Origin of the sequence: Pseudomonas mandelii (assembly GCF_006438925.1) — a bacterium.
Lineage (GTDB): Bacteria > Pseudomonadota > Gammaproteobacteria > Pseudomonadales > Pseudomonadaceae > Aquipseudomonas > Aquipseudomonas mandelii_C.
In genome coordinates, this window is the sequence record NZ_RCZA01000003.1 from 559,034 (window position 1) to 581,350 (window position 22,317).

Annotated in this window: 23 protein-coding genes; 11 read left to right on the forward strand and 12 right to left on the reverse strand. The window is 59.5% G+C overall.

From position 1 onward, the window contains the following. The first annotated feature begins 105 nt into the window (after positions 1 to 105). Complete coding sequence (locus EAH74_RS09695) at positions 106 to 339, forward strand: hypothetical protein (protein WP_123365653.1); 234 nt, start codon at positions 106 to 108, stop codon at positions 337 to 339. A gap of 736 nt (positions 340 to 1,075) precedes the next feature. Then, a complete protein-coding gene (gene mqo, locus EAH74_RS09700) occupies positions 1,076 to 2,584 on the forward strand; it encodes a malate dehydrogenase (quinone) (protein WP_140677885.1) in 1,509 nt (502 codons plus the stop codon). A 157-nt stretch (positions 2,585 to 2,741) separates the two neighbouring features. Here mqo and EAH74_RS09705 read toward each other — a convergent pair whose 3' ends face one another. Further along, positions 2,742 to 3,029 carry a PA4642 family protein gene (locus EAH74_RS09705; RefSeq protein ID WP_140677887.1) on the reverse strand — a complete coding sequence of 96 codons (288 nt, stop codon included), beginning with the start codon at positions 3,027 to 3,029 and terminating at the stop codon, positions 2,742 to 2,744. A 62-nt stretch (positions 3,030 to 3,091) separates the two neighbouring features. Further along, positions 3,092 to 3,577: a hypothetical protein gene (locus tag EAH74_RS09710; RefSeq protein ID WP_123365651.1), complete on the reverse strand. Its 486-nt coding sequence runs from the start codon at positions 3,575 to 3,577 to the stop codon at positions 3,092 to 3,094. Positions 3,578 to 3,728: 151 nt separating this feature from the next. On the opposite strand from EAH74_RS09710, the gene dauA reads away from it, so the two are divergent. Further along, complete coding sequence (dauA, locus tag EAH74_RS09715; RefSeq protein ID WP_140677889.1) at positions 3,729 to 5,450, forward strand: C4-dicarboxylic acid transporter DauA; 1,722 nt, start codon at positions 3,729 to 3,731, stop codon at positions 5,448 to 5,450. Positions 5,451 to 5,459: 9 nt separating this feature from the next. Here dauA and EAH74_RS09720 read toward each other — a convergent pair whose 3' ends face one another. Together EAH74_RS09720 and EAH74_RS09725 are read right to left on the reverse strand one after the other, a co-directional pair. Then, positions 5,460 to 5,933 carry a WbuC family cupin fold metalloprotein gene (locus tag EAH74_RS09720; RefSeq protein WP_140677891.1) on the reverse strand — a complete coding sequence of 158 codons (474 nt, stop codon included), beginning with the start codon at positions 5,931 to 5,933 and terminating at the stop codon, positions 5,460 to 5,462. A gap of 4 nt (positions 5,934 to 5,937) precedes the next feature. After that, positions 5,938 to 6,495 (reverse strand): hypoxanthine-guanine phosphoribosyltransferase, encoded by a 558-nt coding sequence (locus tag EAH74_RS09725; protein ID WP_008153401.1) that lies wholly within the window; start codon positions 6,493 to 6,495, stop codon positions 5,938 to 5,940. A 164-nt stretch (positions 6,496 to 6,659) separates the two neighbouring features. Here EAH74_RS09725 and upp point away from each other — a divergent pair, with 164 nt between their 5' ends. Further along, positions 6,660 to 7,298 (forward strand): uracil phosphoribosyltransferase, encoded by a 639-nt coding sequence (upp, locus tag EAH74_RS09730; protein ID WP_008025893.1) that lies wholly within the window; start codon positions 6,660 to 6,662, stop codon positions 7,296 to 7,298. A gap of 2 nt (positions 7,299 to 7,300) precedes the next feature. Further along, positions 7,301 to 8,575, forward strand: a complete 1,275-nt coding sequence (locus EAH74_RS09735; protein ID WP_140677893.1) for a uracil-xanthine permease family protein — start codon at positions 7,301 to 7,303, stop codon at positions 8,573 to 8,575. A gap of 126 nt (positions 8,576 to 8,701) precedes the next feature. Here EAH74_RS09735 and hemH read toward each other — a convergent pair whose 3' ends face one another. Both hemH and EAH74_RS09745 read right to left on the reverse strand, forming a co-directional pair. Then, the gene (gene hemH / locus EAH74_RS09740; protein WP_140677894.1) at positions 8,702 to 9,727 is read right to left on the reverse strand and encodes a ferrochelatase; all 1,026 of its coding nucleotides are present in this window, start codon (positions 9,725 to 9,727) and stop codon (positions 8,702 to 8,704) included. A gap of 13 nt (positions 9,728 to 9,740) precedes the next feature. Next, a complete protein-coding gene (locus tag EAH74_RS09745) occupies positions 9,741 to 10,643 on the reverse strand; it encodes a TIGR01777 family oxidoreductase (protein ID WP_140677896.1) in 903 nt (300 codons plus the stop codon). Positions 10,644 to 10,839: 196 nt separating this feature from the next. Here EAH74_RS09745 and EAH74_RS09750 point away from each other — a divergent pair, with 196 nt between their 5' ends. From EAH74_RS09750 to EAH74_RS09775, 6 genes are all read left to right on the forward strand, one after another. Further along, entirely contained in the window at positions 10,840 to 11,826 is a 987-nt protein-coding gene (locus EAH74_RS09750) for an NAD(P)/FAD-dependent oxidoreductase (protein ID WP_123365646.1), read from the forward strand. A 155-nt stretch (positions 11,827 to 11,981) separates the two neighbouring features. Continuing rightward, the gene (locus EAH74_RS09755) at positions 11,982 to 12,941 is read left to right on the forward strand and encodes a YbgA family protein (RefSeq protein ID WP_140677897.1); all 960 of its coding nucleotides are present in this window, start codon (positions 11,982 to 11,984) and stop codon (positions 12,939 to 12,941) included. Further along, positions 12,941 to 13,882 (forward strand): MerR family transcriptional regulator, encoded by a 942-nt coding sequence (locus EAH74_RS09760; RefSeq protein ID WP_140677899.1) that lies wholly within the window; start codon positions 12,941 to 12,943, stop codon positions 13,880 to 13,882. Before EAH74_RS09755 ends, EAH74_RS09760 begins: the two co-directional genes overlap by 1 nt. Before the next feature lie 34 nt (positions 13,883 to 13,916). Then, on the forward strand, positions 13,917 to 15,362 hold the full coding sequence (gene phrB / locus EAH74_RS09765; protein ID WP_140677960.1) for a deoxyribodipyrimidine photo-lyase: 1,446 nt from the start codon (positions 13,917 to 13,919) through the stop codon (positions 15,360 to 15,362). 13 nt (positions 15,363 to 15,375) lie between these two features. Continuing rightward, positions 15,376 to 16,155: an SDR family NAD(P)-dependent oxidoreductase gene (locus EAH74_RS09770; RefSeq protein ID WP_140677901.1), complete on the forward strand. Its 780-nt coding sequence runs from the start codon at positions 15,376 to 15,378 to the stop codon at positions 16,153 to 16,155. Between the two features lie 134 nt (positions 16,156 to 16,289). Further along, the gene (locus tag EAH74_RS09775; RefSeq protein ID WP_123365642.1) at positions 16,290 to 16,595 is read left to right on the forward strand and encodes a YkgJ family cysteine cluster protein; all 306 of its coding nucleotides are present in this window, start codon (positions 16,290 to 16,292) and stop codon (positions 16,593 to 16,595) included. Positions 16,596 to 16,713: 118 nt separating this feature from the next. Here EAH74_RS09775 and EAH74_RS09780 read toward each other — a convergent pair whose 3' ends face one another. The 6 genes from EAH74_RS09780 to hemA form a co-directional block, all read right to left on the reverse strand. Continuing rightward, on the reverse strand, positions 16,714 to 17,232 hold the full coding sequence (locus EAH74_RS09780) for an acyloxyacyl hydrolase (protein ID WP_140677903.1): 519 nt from the start codon (positions 17,230 to 17,232) through the stop codon (positions 16,714 to 16,716). 111 nt (positions 17,233 to 17,343) lie between these two features. Then, on the reverse strand, positions 17,344 to 18,135 hold the full coding sequence (murI, locus tag EAH74_RS09785) for a glutamate racemase (protein WP_140677904.1): 792 nt from the start codon (positions 18,133 to 18,135) through the stop codon (positions 17,344 to 17,346). Then, entirely contained in the window at positions 18,128 to 18,883 is a 756-nt protein-coding gene (locus EAH74_RS09790) for a molybdopterin-synthase adenylyltransferase MoeB (RefSeq protein ID WP_140677905.1), read from the reverse strand. The genes murI and EAH74_RS09790 overlap by 8 nt, the downstream gene beginning before the upstream one ends. Then, on the reverse strand, positions 18,877 to 19,707 hold the full coding sequence (prmC, locus tag EAH74_RS09795; RefSeq protein WP_140677906.1) for a peptide chain release factor N(5)-glutamine methyltransferase: 831 nt from the start codon (positions 19,705 to 19,707) through the stop codon (positions 18,877 to 18,879). The genes EAH74_RS09790 and prmC overlap by 7 nt, the downstream gene beginning before the upstream one ends. Beyond that, positions 19,708 to 20,790, reverse strand: coding sequence for a peptide chain release factor 1 (gene prfA, locus EAH74_RS09800; protein WP_046048306.1), 1,083 nt, complete (start codon positions 20,788 to 20,790; stop codon positions 19,708 to 19,710). Then, positions 20,787 to 22,076: a glutamyl-tRNA reductase gene (gene hemA / locus EAH74_RS09805; RefSeq protein WP_123365637.1), complete on the reverse strand. Its 1,290-nt coding sequence runs from the start codon at positions 22,074 to 22,076 to the stop codon at positions 20,787 to 20,789. The genes prfA and hemA overlap by 4 nt, the downstream gene beginning before the upstream one ends. Positions 22,077 to 22,317: the final 241 nt, after the last annotated feature.

Here is a 22,317-nt window from a genome sequence, read left to right on the forward strand (position 1 = left end):
CCCTCCAGACTGCGGTTCCTGTCACAGATATGTCACCGCCCATACACTTGCTCGTCACGGCTCACTGGCAACCTTCACAGCAGTCACCCCACAAGGTACTTCGCCATGCGCTATCTCATCTCGCTGTTCAACCCACGCCCTCTGCATCGCTGCTTCGCCCTGCTCGACCGCAACGGCCACTGCCAGGCATTCAAACAGTGCAGCCTCCAGCCGATGGGTGATGGCTGGGTCGAAATCGAAGAAATCCGTCTCAACTGGTTACACCATCCCCTGCCCCCCAGCGCCCGTGTCAGCCAGCGCCAACCACGTGCGCGGGCTCAACACCTGTTGACCACCTGACCGAACACCTAATAAAAGTCATTAAACACGACCATTTCCCTGCGTTTCTTCGCTACAATCTCCCCCCGATTATAAGGACGTCTCCTGATCGGGCCTCGCAGCATCGTCAATGCGCTTGTATTGACACCCCGCACCGCCCACAGAGAGCCGCCCACACAGATCGAGTGAAGCTGGCGCGCTTGCTGTTCCTTGAGCAAAACCCCCACTTTTCGCGAATCTGCAGAGCTGTCATTACGCTCGGTCACTGAGCTGTTTGCCCGTTTTGACTGTCATGTATCCCATGGCGGCAATCCATCCGGGCACGGTGCCAGGCTGGGGCAGCCCTTTTTTGAGGTTCACGTCTTCAAAAGAGCGTGAAAAAAACGGGTTTTCACAACTTCACAAGAGTGTGGCGAGCAAATGAATAGTTTTGCGTCTGAATATGCACCATTAGCGTCTGAAACAGCCCAACGACACAGGACCGAGTACGCCTCGAACACCGGAGCCTGAAGCCTGTCCTCTACGGATTTGGTTGCACAAACGGATGTATCGACCATAAGTCGAATTGCCAGCCGCGCGTTGAAGTGAGTTCATGTAACTCTTTTAGACCCGGCTAGCGTCCGTCGAAGTTGCGAAAAATTGCGAAGATTCGGACATGGCGATACTGCCATGGGTACCTGGGGCATCACTGACACGCCCCTGAACGCCTGGCAGCCATGCCGACAATTTGGTGCTGCAGATTTTGGAGACGCGTTAAATGGCGCATAACGAAGCAGTCGACGTAGTACTGGTTGGGGCCGGCATCATGAGTGCCACCCTCGCTGTACTGCTCAAAGAACTCGACCCCGCGATCAAGCTGGAAGTCGTCGAGCTGATGGATTCCGGTGCCGCGGAGAGTTCGAACCCGTGGAACAACGCCGGTACCGGTCACGCCGGGCTGTGTGAGCTCAACTACACGCCGCAGGCCGCCGACGGCACCGTCGACATCAAGAAAGCCGTGCACATCAACACCCAGTTCGAGGTGTCGAAGCAGTTCTGGTCCTACCTGACCAAGAAAAGCACCTTCGGCTCGTGCAAGACGTTCATCAGCCCGGTGCCGCACCTGAGCTTCGTCCAGAACGACGATGGCGTTTCCTTCCTCAAGGAACGCTTCAAGACGCTGAGCAAGCACCACGCCTTCTCGGACATGGAATACACCGAAGACAAGGCCACCATGGCCGAGTGGATGCCGTTGATGATGCCTGGCCGGCCGGCTGACGAAGTCGTCGCCGCCACCCGCGTCATGAACGGCACCGACGTCAACTTCGGCGCCCTGACCAATCAACTGCTCAAGCACCTGACCAGTGCACCCGATGCCCAGGTCAAGTACTGCAAGCGCGTGACTGGCCTCAAGCGTAACGGCAGCGGCTGGACCGTCAGCATCAAGGACGTCAACAGCGGCAACTCCCGTGAAGTCGACGCGAAATTCGTGTTCCTCGGCGCCGGTGGCGCGGCACTGCCGCTGCTGCAAGCGTCGGGCATCGAAGAAAGCAAAGGCTTCGGCGGCTTCCCGATCAGTGGCCAGTGGCTGCGTTGCGACAACCCGGAAGTGGTCAAACACCACCAGGCCAAGGTTTACAGCCAGGCGGCCGTGGGTTCGCCGCCGATGTCGGTGCCGCACCTGGACACCCGCGTAGTCGATGGCAAGAAGTCCCTGCTGTTCGGACCTTACGCCGGTTTCACCACCAAGTTCCTCAAGCACGGCTCCTTCATGGACCTGCCGATGTCGGTTCGCGCCGGCAACATCGGCCCGATGCTGGCGGTGGCCAAAAACAACATGGACCTGACCAAGTACCTGGTCAGCGAAGTGATGCAGTCGATGGAGCAGCGCCTGGACTCGCTGCGTCGCTTCTACCCAGAAGCGAAAGCCGAAGACTGGCGCCTGGAAGTGGCCGGCCAACGGGTGCAGATCATCAAGAAAGACCCGAAAAAGGGCGGCGTTCTGCAGTTCGGTACCGAACTGGTCGCGTCCAAGGACGGTACGCTTGCTGCCCTGCTCGGCGCTTCGCCAGGCGCGTCGGTGACCGTTTCGATCATGCTTGAGCTGATCGAGAAATGCTTCCCGAACAAAACTTCTGGTGAATGGGCTGCCAAGCTCGCGGAAATCTTCCCGGCTCGGGAAAAGGTTCTGGAAACCGACGCTGCGCTGTATCGCAAGATCAATGTGCAGAACAACGTCGCGCTGGAACTGGTTGAAGCCAGCAACGAGACCGAAAGCTACGCTTGATTCGGCCGCATAAAAAACGCCCCGTTCTCATTGAGAGCGGGGCGTTTTTTTATGGCCTTTAAAAGATCGCAGCCTCGCTACGCTCGACAGCTCCTACAGGTATGAGCGAACCATTTGTAGGAGCTGTCGAGCGTAGCGAGGCTGCGATCTTTTGATCTTAAACGCGCGCCTTGGCGATCAACTCAATGTACTCGGCCGCGTTGCGCTGATCCTTGATCAGGGCGACGAAGTCATTGCCGTGCTCATCCTTGCCGTCCAGATCCAGACCGGCTTCGACGAAGAAAGTCAGAAAGCGCCCGAAGTCATCGATGCGCAGGCCGCGATAGGCCTTGATCAGTTTGTGCAGCGACGGCGACGTGGCGTCGACCGGTTCGAAATCGAGGAACAGCTTGATCTGCTCATCGCCGATCTCGTCACCAATCACTTGCTTCTTATCTTTACGCATTGCCGACTCCAGCTCGCAGACATTTCACGGGCGGGCAGTTTACCCCTCCCCGGGCACAGGGCTCAACGCGGACGAACGCTGCCTGTGTGCAGATCGGCCCAGATATGGCCGTTGGCGTAGCTGAGGAACTGGCAATACACCGTGTCGTTGCGCAACAAGTCGATCACCACCCGGTACTGGGCCATCGGGTAAAACAGCGTCAGGGTTTTGCTTTTGTCGTCGTAGATCGGCTTTTTCAGGCTTTTGCTTTCGCCATCGAAGTTGACCAGCACCTGGTTGATGGTCGCGCCCTTGTTCAAGGATTTGCCCTTGAGACGGATCAGCAACGGTGAGGTCACCGGAATTGGCTGCTGGTTGGACTGGCGCTGGCTGCCGATCACCACCGAATACTCAGTGACCTGCAACAGCTGTTGCTGCTCGGGCTCCGCGTCACGCAGGGTCAGGTCATCCGGGGGCAGGAACTGGGCGTGCATCGGCGCCGGGGCGGCAGCCAGAGGCAGGCTGACGGTCAGCAACAGGGTGGCGCAGCTGCGGATCAAAAGGCTCATGACGGGCTCCCAGGGCGAAGCCGAGCACTCTAGCATGAGGATCAACCGCGCGAATTAGCGATATGGGTCAATACTTCGCAGTACCAGGCTGGCCATACTGGAAGAGCTTTCAGCCGTCGTTCAACGGTGCGCCGTCTACCGTGGAGTGCTCATGTCGTTCTCCGTTCCCCCGTTGTTCGCCGCCTGGCGTCAGACCTGGCGCGCCGGCTACACCCTCAAACGCTTACGCGGCGACATCAGTGCCGGGGTGACCGTAGGGATTATCGCCATCCCGCTGGCCATGGCCCTGGCGATTGCCGTGGGTGTACCGCCCCAGCAAGGGTTGTATACGGTACTGATCGCCGCGCCCCTGATCGCCCTGACAGGAGGCTCGCGTTTCAATGTCAGTGGGCCGACCGCTGCGTTCGTGGTCATTCTGCTGCCCATCACCCAACAATACGGCCTGGGCGGCCTGCTGCTCTGCACCATGCTTGCCGGCGTCATCCTCATTGCCCTGGGGCTGATTCGAGCCGGGCGGTTGATTCAGTACATTCCGTATCCGGTCACCCTGGGCTTTACCGCCGGGATCGGCATTGTCATTGCCACCCTGCAATTGAAGGATTTGCTGGGCCTGAACACCGCCGGCCAGGCAGAACACTACATCGAACAGCTGGGCGTACTGATTCTGGCGCTGCCCAGCGCCCGGCTAGGGGACGGGATCATCGGCATCACATGCCTGGCTGTTCTGATTGTCTGGCCACGGTGGGTGCCGAGGATTCCGGGGCATCTGGTGGCGCTGACCATCGGCGCGCTCCTGGGGTTGGCGCTGGAGCACGGCGGACTGTCGGTGGCGACATTGGGTGAGCGTTTCAGCTATATGGTCGAGGGCGTCAGCCATCCCGGCATTCCGCCGTTCCTGCCAAGCTTCGACTGGCCGTGGAATCTACCCGGTCCCGACGGCCAGCCGCTGCACCTGTCTTACGACTTGATCCGTCAATTAATGGCGCCGGCGTTCGCCATTGCCATGCTAGGCGCCATCGAATCCTTGTTGTGTGCGGTGGTGGCGGATGGCATGACCGGCAGCAAACACGACCCCAACGCAGAACTGCTGGGCCAGGGCCTGGGTAATCTGATCGCACCGTTGTTCGGCGGCATTACCGCCACGGCGGCGATTGCCCGTAGTGCCACCAACGTACGCAGCGGAGCCTTTTCGCCATTGGCCGCGATTATTCACAGCGCAGTAGTGCTGATGGCGATACTCGTTCTCGCACCGCTTTTCAGCTACTTGCCGATGGCGGCACTGGCCGCGTTGCTGGTCATGGTGGCGTGGAACATGAGCGAGGCCCGGCACGTGCTGCATACCTTGCGCATCGCGCCCCGCAGCGATGTGCTGGTCTTGCTGACCTGCCTGAGCCTGACGGTGTTGTTCGACATGGTGATGGCCGTCGCCGTCGGCCTGCTGTTGGCCGCCGGGTTGTTTATCAAGCGCATGAGCGATCTGACAGACACCGCCGAACTGCCCCGCGGCTTCCATCAAGCCTTGAAGGACATGCCGGAGCATGTTCGTTGCTATGCGATACGCGGGCCGTTGTTCTTCGGGGCTGCCGAAAAAGCCCTGGGGGTGCTACGCAAATTCAGTCCAGAGGTCAAAGTGGTGATCGTCGAGATGAGCGCCGTGCCCATGCTGGACATGACCGCGCTGGCAGCCTTCGACAATATCCTGAGGGATTACCGCAAGGACGGCATTGGCTTGATTCTGGTGGCGACCGCACCACGCGTGCGCCTGAAGCTCAGGCGCGCGGGCATCCATCGGGAACAGCGCCAATTGGCCTACGTGAACAGCCTGGAACAGGCTCGCCTCAAAAGTGAACGCTGGCTGGCCGGGGGGAACTGAGTGCGCCGTTCAGGTGAACTGCGCACGCATCCACGCCTGATACTCAGCCACACCCGCCTCACCTTCACGCGGCGCCCAGTGAGCAAGCTCTCCGTCACCGACCGGGCGATAGGGGCCGGCCTTGCACTCGAACATCAGGCTGTCCGCTTCGAGTACCACCAGGCTATGGAACACACCGGCTGGCAGGTCCACACCAAGACAGTCGCCACCGGCCTGCAGGATTTGTTTGCTCAGCACCCCGCCAGATTCATCGAAGATCAACACACCCAGTCGCCCTTTGAGGACCAACAAGGTTTCAGCCTTATTCTCCCCCAAGTGCCGGTGAGGCGGGACATAGGTGTCGGGCTGCAAGCCAACCACCATGCGATGACAGGCGTCTTCCATCTGATGAAAGTTGTGGTGCTGACGCCCACGAGGATTGGCTGCGGCTTTCTCGGCCAATTCAGCGAACAGGGTTTGATCGAGAAAGCTCGGCGCGGTCATCTTCTTACATGCCTTTAACGGCAAAAATCCCGTTGGCGTTACGCCAGTAGCCTTTGTAGTCCATGCCGTAACCGAAGATGTAACGGTCGATGCATGGCAGGCCGACGAAATCGGCTTTCAGGTCCGGGCGAGCCTTGCGGTCGTGGTCCTTGTCGATCAGCACGGCGGTGTGCACAGCGCGGGCGCCAGCATGTTTGCAGTAGTCGATGATCGCGCCCAGGGTGTGACCTTCATCGAGGATGTCGTCGATGATCAGCACATCGCGGTCGAGGAACGAGACTTCCGGCTTGGCTTTCCAGAACAGATCGCCGCCGCTGGTTTCGTTGCGATAACGAGTGGCATGCAGGTAGGACGCTTCCAGCGGGAAGTTCAGATGGGTCAGCAGCTTGCCGGAGAAAATCAGCCCGCCATTCATCACGCAGAACACCACCGGATTGCTTTCAGCCAGCTGGTCGTTGATTTGTGCACCGACGCGGGCGATGGCCGCCTCGACTTCAGCTTCGGTGTACAGGCAGTCAGCCTCTCGCATGATTTGACGGATATGCTCGAGATCAGCGGACATGGCGTTCTCCAGGGGGTGGCGGTTCAGGAAAAGCGGGCAAAGGTACGCATCAAGCGAGGCCAGATCAAGCGTTTGTGGACTAACGTTCTGTATGTCTATAGGACAACACCCTCGGATAGATTAATCTAGGCCGGTTTTTTTGCCCGCCGCCGGAGCCTTTCCCCATGCCCATCCTCGAGATCCGCCATCCGCTGATCCGCCATAAACTCGGCCTTATGCGCCGCGCCGACATCAGCACGAAGAATTTCCGTGAGCTCGCTCAGGAAGTCGGTGCCCTGCTGACCTATGAAGCCACCAAAGACCTGCCGCTGGAAAGCTACGACATCGAAGGCTGGTGCGGCACGGTGTCGGTCGAGAAAATCGCCGGCAAGAAAATTACTGTAGTACCGATCCTGCGCGCTGGCATCGGTATGCTCGAAGGCGTGCTGAGCCTGATCCCTGGCGCTAAAGTCAGCGCCGTCGGCGTGGCCCGCAACGAACAAACCCTGCAGGCCCACACCTACCTGGAAAAACTGGTTCCGGAAATCAACGAACGCCTGGCGATGATCATCGACCCGATGCTCGCTACCGGCAGCTCCATGGTCGCGACTATCGACCTGCTGAAAAAGGCCGGTTGCCGGGATATCCGCGCGATGGTGCTGGTGGCTGCCCCTGAAGGTATTGCCGCCGTAGAGAAAGCTCACCCGGACGTGACCATCTACACCGCTTCCATTGACGAGAAGCTGAACGAACACGGTTACATCATCCCAGGCCTGGGCGATGCCGGTGACAAGATCTTCGGCACCAAGCAGAAGGACGCTTGAGCATGCAGCAAGAGTTCAACGATCCGCTCTGGCGCACAGTGCTGTCGGGTGCGCAGATGCTGTTCGTGGCCTTCGGCGCTCTGGTGTTGATGCCGCTGATTACCGGCCTCGACCCGAACGTGGCGCTGTTCACCGCAGGCCTGGGGACGATTCTGTTCCAGATCGTCACCGGGCGTCAGGTGCCGGTGTTCCTGGCGTCGAGCTTTGCCTTCATCACCCCGATCATTCTCGCCAAGGGCCAGTTCGGCCTCGCGGCGACCATGGGCGGCGTGATGGCGGCCGGTTTCGTCTACACCTTCCTCGGCCTCGCGGTGAAGATCAAAGGCACCGGTTTCATTGACCGTTTGCTGCCACCGGTGGTGATTGGTCCGGTGATCATCTCCATCGGCCTGGCCATGGCGCCGATCGCCGCCAACATGGCGATGGGCAAGGCTGGCGACGGCACCGAGCTGATTCATTATCAGACGGCAATGCTGATCTCGATGCCGGCGCTGCTGACCACCCTGATCGTCGCGGTGTTCGGCAAAGGCATTTTCCGCCTGGTACCGATCATTTCTGGCGTGCTGGTGGGTTTTGCGATGGCGTTTTATTTCGGCGTCGTTGATACCGCGAAAATTGCTGCTGCACCGTGGTTTGCGATCCCGCACTTCACCGCGCCGGAATTCAACTGGCAGGCGATTCTGTTCATCGTTCCGGTGGCCCTGGCTCCGGCCATCGAGCACATCGGCGGCGTGATCGCTGTCGGTAGCGTGACCGGTCGCGATTACCTGAAGAAACCCGGCCTGCACCGCACCCTGCTCGGCGATGGCATTGCCACTACCGCAGCCGGCCTGTTTGGCGGTCCACCCAACACCACCTATGCCGAAGTGACGGGCGCGGTGATGCTGACCAAGAACTACAACCCGAAGATCATGACCTGGGCAGCGATATTCGCCATCAGCCTGGCGTTCGTCGGCAAGTTCGGCGCGCTGCTGCAAAGCATTCCAGTGCCGGTGATGGGCGGGATTCTGTGCGTGTTGTTCGGTTCGATCGCGGCGGTGGGCATGAACACGTTGATTCGCCACAAGATCGACCTGAGCGAAGCGCGCAATCTGGTGATTGTCTCGGTGACCCTGGTGTTCGGGATCGGCGGCGTACTGGTCGGCACCGGCACAGGGCCGGACGACTTCGGCCTCAAAGGCATTGCGCTGTGCGCGGTGACGGCGATTGCGCTGAACCTGTTGCTGCCGGGCAATGACAGCTGGAAGCACAAGAAGGCGAATGAATCGCTGCTGTAATGGCTTGAGGTCTTGGTTGTCAGTGAAATAGCTTTCGCGAGCAGGCCCGCTCCTACAGGTGATTTGTGAACGACACCTATCCAATGTGGGAGCGAGCCGGCTCCGGGCGGCGATCCGACGAAGCTTTTAAAGCGCCAGAGGCGCTCTTTCGCACAAGGTGCTCAACGCCCGCGCCCACTGCGGATCGTCGTTAAGACACGGCACTAGCACCAACTCCTCTCCCCCCGCCTCGCGGAACAGTTCTTTGCCGCGATCACCGATCTCTTCCAGGGTCTCGATGCAATCGGCAACAAACGCCGGGCACATCACCAGTACCTTCTTCACGCCCATTCCGGCCAATTCATCGAGGCGCGCTTCGGTGTAGGGTTCGATCCATTTTGCTCGACCCAAACGCGACTGGAACGACACCGACCACTTGCCGTCCGGCAGCCCCAGCCGCTTGGCAAACTCGGAGGCGGTACGCAGGCATTGGGCGCGGTAGCAGGTCGCCAATACTTCTGGCGAGGCGTTCAGGCAGCAATTGTCGCTTTTAAAGCAATGGTGACCGGTAGGGTCGATCTTCGTCAGGTGCCGCTCCGGCAAACCGTGGAAGCTCAGCAGCAGGTGATCGTAATCCTGCAGCAAATACGGCTTGGCGCTGGCCACCAACGCATTGAGGTATTCCGGTTGATCGTAGAACGGCTGGAGAATCGAAAACTGCACATCCAGCTGCTTCTCCCGCACCACCCGCTTGGCCTCCTCGATCACCGTGGTCACGGTGCTGTCGGCGAACTGTGGATAGAGCGGCGCGAGCGTGACCCTCTTGTGACCCTGGGCCGCCAGGCGCACCAACATCGATTCAATTGACGGTTCGCCATAACGCATCGCCAGTTCCACCGGACCGTGGGTCCACTGGGCCGTCATGGCCTGTTGCAGGCGACGGCTGAGCACCACCAACGGCGAGCCCTCCTCCCACCAGATCGAGGCGTAGGCGTGGGCAGACTGCTCCGGGCGCTTGAACAGGATCAGCGACACCAGCAAACGTCGCACCGGCCATGGCAGGTCGATCACATACGGGTCCATCAGAAATTGATTGAGGTAACTGCGCACATCCGCCACCGAAGTGGAGGCCGGTGAGCCCAGATTGACCAGAAGCAATGCGTGATCGGTCATGCAACGTCCTATTTCAAAGGCGGCTGGAAAGGTTGTCCAGAGCCGCGCGCAAATCAGTGAACTGGAAAGTGAAACCCGCTTCCAGCAAGCGAGCCGGTACGGCCTTCTGGCCGCCCAGCAACAGGAATGACAATTCGCCCAGACACACCTTCAACGCCAAGGCCGGCATGGGCATGAACGTCGGGCGGTGCAGCACGCTGCCCAACGTCTTGGCAAACTCGCGGTTGCGCACCGGCTTGGGTGCGCAGGCATTATAAGGACCACTGGCGTCTTCCTGGCGCAGAAGAAAATCAATCAGGGCGATTTGATCGTTGATATGAATCCACGGCATCCACTGCCGACCACTGCCGATAGGCCCGCCCAACCCCACTTTGAACGGCAGCAACAGCCGCGACAAAAAGCCGCCCTCGGCCGACAACACCAATCCGGTACGAATGAAGATCACACGAATGCCCAAGCCTTCGGCACGCTGGGCGGTTTCTTCCCAGGCGATGCACAATTGGCTGGCGAAATCATCGATGACCGGTGGAGACTTCTCGGTCAATTCCCGTTCGCCCCCATCACCATACCAACCGACCGCAGACCCTGAAATCAACACCTGCGGTTTTTGTTCACAGGTTTCGAGCCAGGCCAGCAGGGTTTCGGTCAGGGTGATGCGGCTGCTCCACAACAGCGCTTTGCGTCGAGTTGTCCAAGGTCGATCGGCAATCGGTGCACCCGCGAGGTTGATAATCGCATCCACCGGTTCCTGCCCGATGTCCTCGAGACGGGCCACTCCGTGCACTTGGGCACCGCATATTTTCGCGACTTTTTCAGGCTTGCGACTCCAGACCGTCAGGCGATGTCCCTGACTCAACCAGCGTGCGCAGAGCTGACGTCCTATCAAACCAGTACCGCCGGTCAGCAATATGTGCATGACTTCTTCCTCGCGTGGCGTTTTACCTTGATCACTAGTCTATTTTTATAAGCAGGGATCTTTGGTATCGGGCAGGCTCTGTGTTTAACAATAGGCCAAGCTGTCAGAACGAGAACGCTAAAAGTTATACCAAAAAACAATATTGTACAGGTTTCATCCACGGCGTAGTCTGTACAGAAAGGTAAACGAGGCCCCTATGACTGTACCTATCGCAATCATCGGCACCGGCATCGCCGGGCTCTCCGCCGCTCAGGCCCTGACAGAGGTCGGGCATGTCGTTCAACTTTTCGATAAAAGCCGCGGCAGTGGCGGACGCATGTCAAGCAAGCGCAGCGATGCGGGTGCTCTGGACATGGGCGCGCAATATTTCACCGCCCGCGATCGCCGCTTCGTCACTGAAGTCCAGCGCTGGCAAGGCAACGGCTGGGTCGCTGAATGGATGCCGCAGCTCTACACCTACCATGGCGGCCAGCTCAACCTGTCGCCGGACGAACAGACGCGCTGGGTCGGCACGCCGCGCATGAGCGCCATCACCCGTGGCCTGCTCGGCGACCTGGAAGTGCATTTCGCCTGCCGCATTACCGAGGTCTATCGCGGCGAGGAGCACTGGCATCTGCAGGACGCCGAAGGCTTTACCCACGGCCCGTTCAGTCATGTGATTATCGCCACGCCGGCGCCTCAGGCGACTGCACTGCTGGCCTCCGCGCCGAAACTCGCCGGTGCCGCCGCGGGGGTGAAAATGGACCCGACCTGGGCTGTCGCGCTGGCGTTCGAGACACCGCTGGATACGCCCATGGAAGGCTGCTTCGTACAGGACAGTCCACTCGACTGGCTGGCTCGCAACCGCAGCAAACCCGGGCGCGATAACACCCTCGATACGTGGGTGCTGCATGCGACCAGTGCCTGGAGCCGGCAACATATCGACCTGTCCAAGGAAGCGGTGATTGAGCAATTGCACGGCGCATTTGCCGAGCTGCTGCACAGCGCCATGCCCGCCCCGACCTTCAGCCTCGCCCACCGCTGGCTTTACGCCCGACCCGCCAGCAGCCATGAATGGGGCGCCCTGGCCGATGCCGATCTGGGTCTGTATGTGTGTGGCGACTGGTGCTTGTCCGGTCGTGTCGAAGGTGCTTGGCTAAGCGGCCAGGAAGCCGCCCGCCGCTTGCATGCGCATCTGCAGTGAATCGCCTCAATCAGGTAGGAGCTGCCGAAGGCTGCTCCTAAGGGAGCGATCGTAAAACCTATACAAACAATTTGACTTGTACACCTTTGAATCTATGATGAAGTTATGTTGTACAGATCGAACAGTCTGTACAGGTTTAGATTCGAGGTGCTCCGATGCCCCACGTCACCATGAAACCAAAGATCGCCATCAGCGCCTGTCTGATGGGCGCAGAAGTGCGTTTTAACGGCGGGCACAAGGCGTCGCAGCTGTGCAGTCGCACTCTCACTGACTATTTCGATTTTGTCCCGGTTTGCCCCGAAGTCGCCATCGGTCTCGGCATTCCCCGTGAACCGATTCGTCTGGTGGGCGATCCACAGCGTCCAGAAGCCATCGGTACCGTTAACCCAACACTCAATGTCACCCGGCCGCTCGCCGAGTACGGTCAGAAAATGGCCGCGGAACTGGGCGACATCTGCGGCTACATCTTCATGCAGAAATCCCCGTCATGCGGCCTGGATCGGGTCAAGGTCTACCACGCCAACGGTGCGCCGGTGGACGGTGGCGGTCGTGGCATCTATGCCCAGGCGTTCTGCGCGCGGCATCCGGATTTACCGGTGGAAGAAGACGGCCGACTCAACGACCCGGTGCTGCGAGAAAACTTCCTCACCCGCGTATTCGCCTATAGCGCCTGGCAGCAATTGCTGCGCGAAGGCCTCACTCGCCGTGGCCTCACGGACTTTCACTCGCGCTACAAATACCTGCTGATGGCCCACAATCCGGTGCAATACAAAACCTTGGGTAACCTGCTGGGTAGCATGGGCCAGACCCATCCGAATGAACTCGGTCCACGCTATTTCAGCGAGCTGATGGCGGCCTTGAAAAAATGCGCCACACGCCGCACCCACACCAACGTCCTGCAACACATCAGTGGCTATCTCAAACAGGCCATCAGCGCTGAAGACAAACAGGAAGTGCAGCACGTCATCGGTCAGTACCGCCACGGCATCGTGCCGTTGGTGGTGCCGTTGACGCTGCTCAAACACTACTTCCGTCAACACCCGGATCCATACATTGCGCAACAGGTTTACCTGCAACCGCATCCGGAAAATCTCAGCCTGCGAAACGCGATCTAATGAAAAGCCCACTCGACACCAGCGCCAGCGAAGACCTGGGCGCCGACTTCAAGAAAGCCCTCGACGAAGGCTGGCTGCCGATCCGCGAGGTCGCGCGGCAGACCGGCGTCAACGCCGTCACCCTGCGGGCCTGGGAGCGGCGTTATGGCCTGATCGTGCCGCAACGCACGCCCAAGGGTCATCGGCTTTTCTCTGCCGAACACGTTCAACGCATCCTGACGATCCTCACCTGGCTCAACCGCGGCGTGGCCGTCAGCCAGGTCAAGCCACTGCTCGACACCCCGCAGGCCTTTACCCAATCCGTCGAAAACGATTGGCAAGTGATGCGCCATACGCTGCTGCAAGCGGTCACTCAACTGAACGAACGCACCGTCGATGACACTGTCAATCAGGCCATGGCGCTGTATCCACCACGGACCTTGTGCGCACAACTGCTGATGCCGTTGCTGGCTGAACTGGAGCAACACTGGCAAGGCCAGTTCGGCGCGCAGATGGAGCGAGTGTTTTTTTACTCCTGGTTACGCAGCAAATTTGGCGCACGCATCTACCATAACAACCGTCAGCTACGCACCGCGCCACTGTTGTTGATCAATCACTCGGACCTGCCACTGGAACCTCACCTGTGGCTGACCGCCTGGTTGATCAGCAGCGCCGATTGCCCGGTGGAAGTGTTCGACTGGCCACTCCCCGCCGGCGAACTCGCACTGGCGATCGATCACCTGCAAGCCCGCGGCGTACTGCTGTATTCCAGCAAAGCCATAAACCTTTCGCAGCTACCGAAACTTTTGAATGGTGTCAGTTGCCCAAAAATGATTGCCGGACCCACGGTGTGCATCCACCACGCCGAGTTGTCCGCACGAACGTACAAGATCACTGATTTGTTCCTGGCTGAAGATCCGTTAGCAGCGCATCAGGGCCTGGCTCAACGTGGGCTCATTTAATGGCGAATTTTTAATGAATCGTGCGGACACCTCTCTGCAATTGATCTGGTTGCGCAGCGACTTGCGCCTCCATGACAACACCGCCCTCTCGGCCGCCGCAGCCCGAGGCCCGGCTGTGGCGGTGTATCTGCTGAGCCCGGAGCAATGGCTGGAGCACGATGACGCGCCGTGCAAAGTGGATTTCTGGCTGCGCAACCTGAGCGAGTTACGCAGCGCGTTGGGTGAGCTGAACATTCCCTTGTTGATCCGCAAGGCATCTCGCTGGGAGGACGCGCCCAAGGTCCTGCTCGATCTTTGCAAACAGTTGGAAATCGATGCGGTGCACGTCAACGAGGAGTACGGCATTCATGAAAGCCGTCGTGATGCAGCGGTGGCCGAAACACTGAAAGCCAATGCCATCGGCTTTTATAGTTACCTTGATCAACTGTTGTTAAAACCGGGCACCGTACTGACCAAAACAGGCACTTACTTTCAGGTGTTCAGCCAATTCCGCAAGGCGTGTTACGACCGCCTGCGCGGGTCGTTACCGAAGCGGGTCTCAGCACCCGCCGTACAGGCGCCGCTGGCAATCAGCAGCGACAAGATCCCATCAACCGTTGAAGGCTTTGCAACGCCCAGCGACAGCTTGCGCAGTCTTTGGCCTGCCGGTGAAGCCTGCGCCCACCGCCGCCTCGACACCTTCGCCGATGCCCAGATCGACGACTACAAAAACGAACGCGATTTCCCGGCCAAACCGGGCACCAGTCAGCTGTCGGCCTATCTCGCCGCCGGGGTAGTTTCCCCCCGTCAGTGCCTGCACGCCGCGCTGCAAAGCAATCAGGGCGAGTTCGAAAGTGGCAAGGTCGGCGCCGTCACCTGGATCAACGAATTGCTGTGGCGCGAATTCTACAAGCACATTCTGGTGGGCTACCCACGGGTCTCGCGTCATCGCGCCTTCCGCCCGGAAACCGAAGCCCTCGCCTGGCGCGATGCCCCCGATGAACTCCTGGCCTGGCAAGAGGCCCGTACCGGCCTGCCGATCATCGACGCGGCCATGCGCCAGTTGCTTGAAACCGGCTGGATGCACAACCGCCTGCGCATGGTGGTGGCGATGTTCCTGACCAAGAACCTGCTGATCGACTGGCGTGAAGGCGAACGTTTTTTCATGCGGCATCTGATTGATGGCGACTTGGCGGCGAACAACGGTGGCTGGCAGTGGAGCTCGTCCACTGGCACCGATTCGGCGCCCTACTTCCGGATTTTCAACCCGCTGAGCCAGTCGGAGAAATTCGACAGCGAGGGGCTGTTCATCAAGCACTGGCTGCCGGAACTGGCCAGACTGAACAAGAAAGATGTGCACAACCCGGCGAACCTCGGCGGCCTGTTCGGTGTGGCGGATTATCCGTCGCCGATCGTCAATCTGAGCAGCTCTCGCCAACGGGCGCTGGCCGCATTCAAGAACCTGCCATCACGACAAAATGACGGGCGATTGCCTGGTTAAAAAGGAGAATGGGATGCGTTTTACACCTCCACGACGCTACTGGCTGACAGGTGCCAGCAACGGCATTGGTGCCTCGCTGGCCGAAGAAATACTGAAAACCGGAGCTCACCTCGCGGTGAGCGCTCGCTCGGTGGCGCCACTCAAAGTCTTGTCCCAGCGCTATCCGGGGCAAGTGCTGGTGGTGGCCGGTGACCTGACCAACAGCCAGACCGTGCGAGAAATCGGCGAGCAGATTGCCGGGGAGTGGGGAGCTCTGGACACGGTCATCCTCAACGCCGGTACTTGCGAATACGTCGACGTTCAGCAGTTCGATTCGTCGATCGTCGAGCACGTAGTGCGCACCAACCTGCTTGCCAGCAGCTATTGCATCGAAGCCGCCCTGCCACTCTTGCGCGTCGGCACCGCGCCGCATCTGGTGGGCGTCGCCAGCTCGGTCACCTACCTGCCGCTGCCGCGGTCCGAGGCTCATGGTGCCTCAAAGCCCGGGCTGCGTTACCTGTTTGAATCGCTGCGCATTGATCTTGCACCGGAAGGCATCGAAGTCACCGTGGTCAGCCCGGGGTTTGTCGAGACGCCGCTGCCGACGGAAAACGCCCCCATGCCACTCAGCTGGCCGGTGGACAAGTCCGCACGCTACATCTTCGCCGAACTCAAGAATCGTCCGCTGGAGATGGCCTTTCCAGCGTTGTTCATGGCCGAACTCTGGCCATTGTCGAAAATACCCAACCGGGGGAAACTCGCGATCGGCAAACGCATGGTACGCAGCAATCCGCCGATCAAGGATCAGCTGTAAAATCACCCGCATCTCGGGGCTGATCGCACCTGGCTGCTGGATCGCAGCCATGAGATCACCCTGTTCGAACCCATCGACCAAGCGTCCGTCAGGCCTTTCACACAGCACCGGCCCACTGCCTTACACTGGGCGCCATGAAAACCATTCCCCACACGCAAATCGACGAGCCTGCGGTCACATGCTCGACCTGCGCAGCTTGCTGCTGTCAGCTCGAAGTCATGCTGATCACGGACACGGGCGTGCCCGAACGTTTTATCGATACCGATGACTGGGGCGGGGAAGTCATGCTGCGTCTGGATGACGGCTGGTGCGCCGCGCTGGATCGCAACACGATGATGTGCACCATCTACGAAAAACGCCCGTTGATCTGCCGGGAGTTCGAGATGGGCGCACCGGAATGCATCGACGAACGCCAAGGGATTACCACGGCGTATCGATGAATCTGAATGAGGATCTAATGTGGGAGCGAGCCTGCTCGCGAAGGCGATTTAACATTCAACACTGATGTTGACTGACAGCCCGCATTCGCGAGCAGACTCGCTCCCACATTAAAAGCGCTTACAACGGCATCGTGTAATGCAGCGAAAAGCTTTCTACACCGTCGTTGTAACTGTTAAGACCGGCATTGGAGTAGTGCGTCGCACGAATCCCGACTTCATGTCCGCCCGCAAAGCGCAGACCAAAGCCGAATCGGTCTTCGAACTGAAAAGCACCACCGAGGTTGTTGTTTTCAAGTTCGGTATGAGAGAACAACGCCACGCCAATCCCGGCCTCCAGGTACGGTTTGACGTTCTGACCGGCAAACTCGTAAACAAACACTGGCGAGAACGACAGGCTGTGGTTGCTGGAGGTCTTGTCGCCTTCCCAGTAGGTGTAGGCACCGCTCCAGTAACCGGTCAAACGACCGATATCACTCTGCAACCAGCTCTTGTCCCAATCGAATTGCATACCCAGTCGATAGGTCATGGTCGACTCGCTGGTCTGGCCGACCGCGAACTCCACGCCTGCCGCCTGTGCGGTAAAACTGTGCCCCATCAGTGCGGCCGCAATCGCGGCCAAGCAGAATAGTCGCTTCATTAGAAACATCCTTTTCCGAACGATTTCGTATGGTTTTTTTTTGCTTAACGCTATAGAAGTCGACGATTAATCAGAAGTTCACCCCAATTATTCGCTTGCCCCGAGTTTTGTTTACTCCTTGAAGCTTCGCACAACACCAGCGGTATTCCATAGTATCGGCAAGATATTTCTGAAATGCTCCGGATCGGCACTCGTCCAGAACTGTGCAGAACGAACAGGCCCCTCGGCGAGCAATTCACGCTCGGCCAACAGACGCTGAAGTTGCCGCGCTACAGCGGCGCCGGTGTCGATCAAGCTGATGTCATCGGGGATCATCTGCTTAAGCAACGGCTTTAGAAAGGGATAATGCGTGCAGCCAAGAATTATCGTGTCGCACCCGGCACCGAGCAGCGGTTCGACATACCTGGCCAGCAACTGGCGCAGCGCCGGACTGTGCAGATCACCGTTTTCAATCAACTCCACCAGGCCGGGGCACGGCTGGGTGATGACTTGCACATCGGTGGCGAAACGGTCGAGTAACGCGGCGAACCTGGCACTCTGCAAGGTCCCGGTGGTGGCGAGCACACCGACCACACCGCTGCGGGTAGCGGCAGCGGCCGGTTTGACCGCAGGCTCCATGCCGACGATGGGCCACTCGGGATAATCGCGTCGCAAGTCGGCAACGCCAGCGACCGTCGCCGTGTTGCAGGCCAGCACCAAGGCCTTGGCGCCCTGCTGTTGAAAAAAACCGGCCATCACGCTGCAGCGATGACGAATGAATTCCGGGGTTTTCTCGCCGTAGGGAATATTCCCGCAATCGGCGACGTACAACAGTGACTCGTTGGGCAGCAAACGCTGGATCTCGGCCAGCACCGAAAGCCCACCGACGCCGGAGTCGAACACGCCAATCGGCGCTTCACGCATGCTTCGAACCACAGACGCTGCAGCCCGGATCACGCTTGACCCGCAATTCGCGAAAGCGCGAGCCCAAGGCATCGATCAACAACAGGCGCCCCACCATCGGCTCGCCGAAGCCCACCAGCAACTTCATGGCTTCCAGCGCCTGAAGACTGCCCACCAGGCCAACCAAAGGCCCCACGACGCCGGCTTCGCTGCAGGTCAGTTCGGCTTCGCTGCCGTGACCATATAAACAGTGATAGCACGGACTCTCCGGGCGACGCGGGTCGAACACCGACAACTGCCCTTCCAGCCGAATCGCAGCGCCACTGACCAGCGGTTTGCAGGCGGCGACACACGCAGCGTTGACCGCTTCGCGGGTGGAGAAATTGTCAGAACAGTCCAGCACCAGATCCACCGCAGCCACGGCGGCAGCCAGGGAGTCTTCGTCCAGCGCGGTGCGATGGGCGATTAACTGAATCTCGGGATTGATCGCACTTAGTCGGCGTATAGCCGAATCGACCTTGCTCAGGCCGACGCTGTCGGTGTCGTGGACAATCTGGCGTTGCAGGTTGGTCAGGTCGACAGTGTCGAAGTCCGCCAGATGCAACTCACCGACGCCGGCGGCGGCCAGATACAGCGCAACCGGCGAGCCGAGACCGCCAAGACCGACGATCAACACGCGGCTTTCTTTCAGTCGCAACTGGCCGTCGATGTCGACGTGTTGCAACAGAATCTGCCGACTGTAGCGCAATAATTCCTGATCATTCAGCACGGCAGGCGCCCCAGGCTGATACGTTCGTGACCGCCCAGATCGGTGCGGCTGTGGACTTCTTCAAAGCCGCGGGTCAGCAGCAAATCGCGTACCGCAGTGGCTTGATCGTAACCGTGTTCAAGCATCAACCAGCCGCCCGCCTCCAGATAATCCGGCGCCTGGGCGACGATCAGACGCAGATCGTCGAGCCCGTCGACGCCGGCCACCAAGGCACTGGCCGGTTCGAAGCGCACATCACCTTCTACCAGATGCGGGTCGGCGGAGGCGATGTAAGGCGGGTTGCTGATGATCAGCTGAAAACGCTGACCTTCCAGCGCACTGAACCAATGACTGCTCAGCACGGTGGCGTTATTCAGGTGAAGTCGCTGGCGATTGCGCTCGGCCAGGGCCACGGCTTCGAGCACGCGATCCACCGCGGAAACCTTCCAGGCCGGACGCTCGCTGGCCAAGGCCAACGCAATGGCGCCACTGCCGGTGCCGAGATCGAGGACCTTGGCAGGTGTGGCTGGCAGGAGTTCAAGCGCCGCTTCCACCAATAGCTCGGTGTCCGGGCGCGGGATCAGCGTATGCGGCGCCACTTCCAGATCAAGCTTCCAGAAACCTTGCTGACCGAGGATGTAAGCCACTGGCTCACCGCCACGGCGGCGCTGCAAATACTCGGCAAATTTAAGCGCCGCTTCGCTCGGAACGATGCGCTCGGGCCAGGTGTGCAGAAAACTGCGGGACTTGCCCAACGCCGCGGCCAGCAACAATTCGGCATCCAGGCGCGCGGTGGGCGAATCTGGCAGGTCGGCGGCGCGTAACAAACTGGCAATGATCGTCATTTACTCACCTATCGCTGCCAATTGGTCGGCCTGGTATTCGGCCAGCAACGGCTCGATCACCGCATCGACGCCACCCGCGAGGATTTCGTCGAGGGAATACAGCGTCAGGTTGACCCGGTGGTCGGTGACCCGCCCCTGGGCAAAGTTATACGTGCGGATCCGCTCCGAGCGATCGCCCGAACCGACCAGCAATTTACGCTCGCTAGCGATAGCGTTCGCGGCGGCGCTGGTCTGCTGATCGTTGAGCTTGGCCGACAGCCAGGACATCGCCCGGGCGCGGTTCTTGTGCTGGGAACGCTCTTCCTGGCACTCAACGACAATACCGGACGGCAAGTGCGTGATGCGGATCGCCGAGTCCGTTTTGTTAACGTGCTGACCACCGGCACCGGAGGATTTGTAGGTATCGATGCGCAAATCCGAGGGGTTGATCTCGATCGCTTCCTGCTCGTCCGGCTCGGGCAACACGGCTACGGTGCAAGCCGAGGTGTGGATGCGACCCTGGGATTCGGTAGCGGGAACCCGTTGTACGCGGTGGGCACCGGATTCGAATTTCAGCTTGCCGTAGACGTTGTCGCCTTCGACGCGGGCGATGACTTCTTTAAAGCCGCCGTGCTCACCAATGTTCTCGGACAGGATTTCCACCCGCCAGCCACGACGCTCGGCGTAACGTGAATACATGCGGAACAGGTCGCCGGAGAAAATCGCCGCCTCATCACCGCCTGTGCCGGCGCGGATTTCGAGGAACACGTTACGCCCATCGTTCGGATCCTTGGGCAGCAGCATGCGTTGCAGACTGGCTTCGATGTCGATCAATTGCTCTTTGGCTTCGCGGACTTCTTCCACGGCCATTTCGCGCATGTCCGGGTCGCTGTCCTTGAGCAGCGCCTGAGCACCCTCGAGATCGCTTTGTACCTTGAGCAACTGTTTATAGGTTTCGACAATCGGTTCGACTTCCGCGTATTCCTTGGAATAGGTGCGGAATTTGTTCTGATCGGAAATGACTTCGCCGTCGCCAAGCAAGGCGGTCAATTCCTCGAAACGGTCCTGGAGGATGTCCAGCTTATTGAGCAGTGACGCTTTCATTGCGGTTTTTTATCCGAAAAGCTATCCGATGAGCCCTCATTCAGGGCAAAGAGTTCCTGGGCCATGGCCAGCGCATCGAGGCGGCCTTCGGCAGAGAGCTTTTTCAACTGCACGCTCGGTGCGTGCAAGAGTTTGTTGGTCAGGCCCCGCGCCAGTTGCACCAGCACGTCTTCGGCGCTGCTGCCGTTGGCCAGCATGCGCTGGGCCTTCTGCAATTCTTCGTCGCGCATGCGCTCGCTTTGTTGGCGATAGGCCTTGAGCACATCCACCGCCGCCAGTTCACGCAGGCGGACCATGAAATCTTCGGCACCGACCGAGACCATCTCTTCCGCCGCCTGGGCTGCGCCCTGGCGGCTCTTGAGGTTCTCGGCGACCACTTCGTGGAGATCATCGACGCTATACAGGTAAACGTCGTCCAGTTCGCCGACTTCCGGCTCGATATCCCGAGGGACGGCGATGTCTACCATGAAGATCGGCTTGTGCTTGCGCAGTTTCAAGGCGCTTTCCACCGCGCCCTTGCCCAGGATCGGCAACTGGCTGGCGGTGGAACTGATAACGATGTCGCTGCGCACCAGTTCCGCCGGGATGTCCGAAAGCAACACTGCATGGGCGCCGAACTGCTCGGCCAGAATGCTCGCGCGTTCCAGGGTGCGGTTGGCGACGACGATGCGCTTTACACCCAATTCGTGCAGATGGCGGGCGACCAGAGTGATGGTCTCGCCGGCACCGATCAGCAAGGCCTGGCTACGTTGCAGGTCGCTGAAAATCTGTTTCGCCAGACTGACCGCGGCAAACGCCACGGACACCGGGTTCTCGCCAATGGCGGTGTCGGTGCGCACCTGTTTGGCCGCATTGAAGGTGGCCTGGAACAGCCGCCCGAGCAACGGACCGATGGTGCCGGCCTCGCGGGCCACGGCGTAGGCCGATTTCATCTGACCGAGAATCTGCGGTTCGCCCAACACCAGCGAATCGAGCCCGGAGGCCACCCGCATCATGTGACGAACTGCCGCATCATCTTCGTGCACATAAGCACTCGCGCGCAGCTCTTCGAGGCTCAAATGGTGATAATCGGCCAGCCAGCGCAAGATAACGTCAGCCGAAAGGTGATCCTGTTCTATATAGAGTTCACTGCGATTGCAGGTGGAGAGGATCGCAGCTTCGCGGCTGTCGGTGAGTCGGCAGAGCTGCTGCAAGGCCTCCACCAGCTGCTCAGGGGTAAAGGCCACGCGCTCGCGGACGTCTACTGACGCAGTCTTGTGGTTAATACCGAGTGCAAGGAAGGCCATTCAAGGTCGCTGATAGTGACGTGAAGCCGGCAATTGTCCTACTTCGACAGAGCCAGAACAACTATTCGATATCTATCGCCCCTGTAGGAGCTGCCGAAGGCTGCGATCTTTTCAGGTTTCAAAGGTGCCGCACAGGCAAGATCAAAAGATCGCAGCCTGCGGCAGCTCCTACGATTGTCCCAATGACCTGCCTCTATAAAGGTGCCAATTGAGACTCGGTTATGTTTGGCCGAAGGCTTGT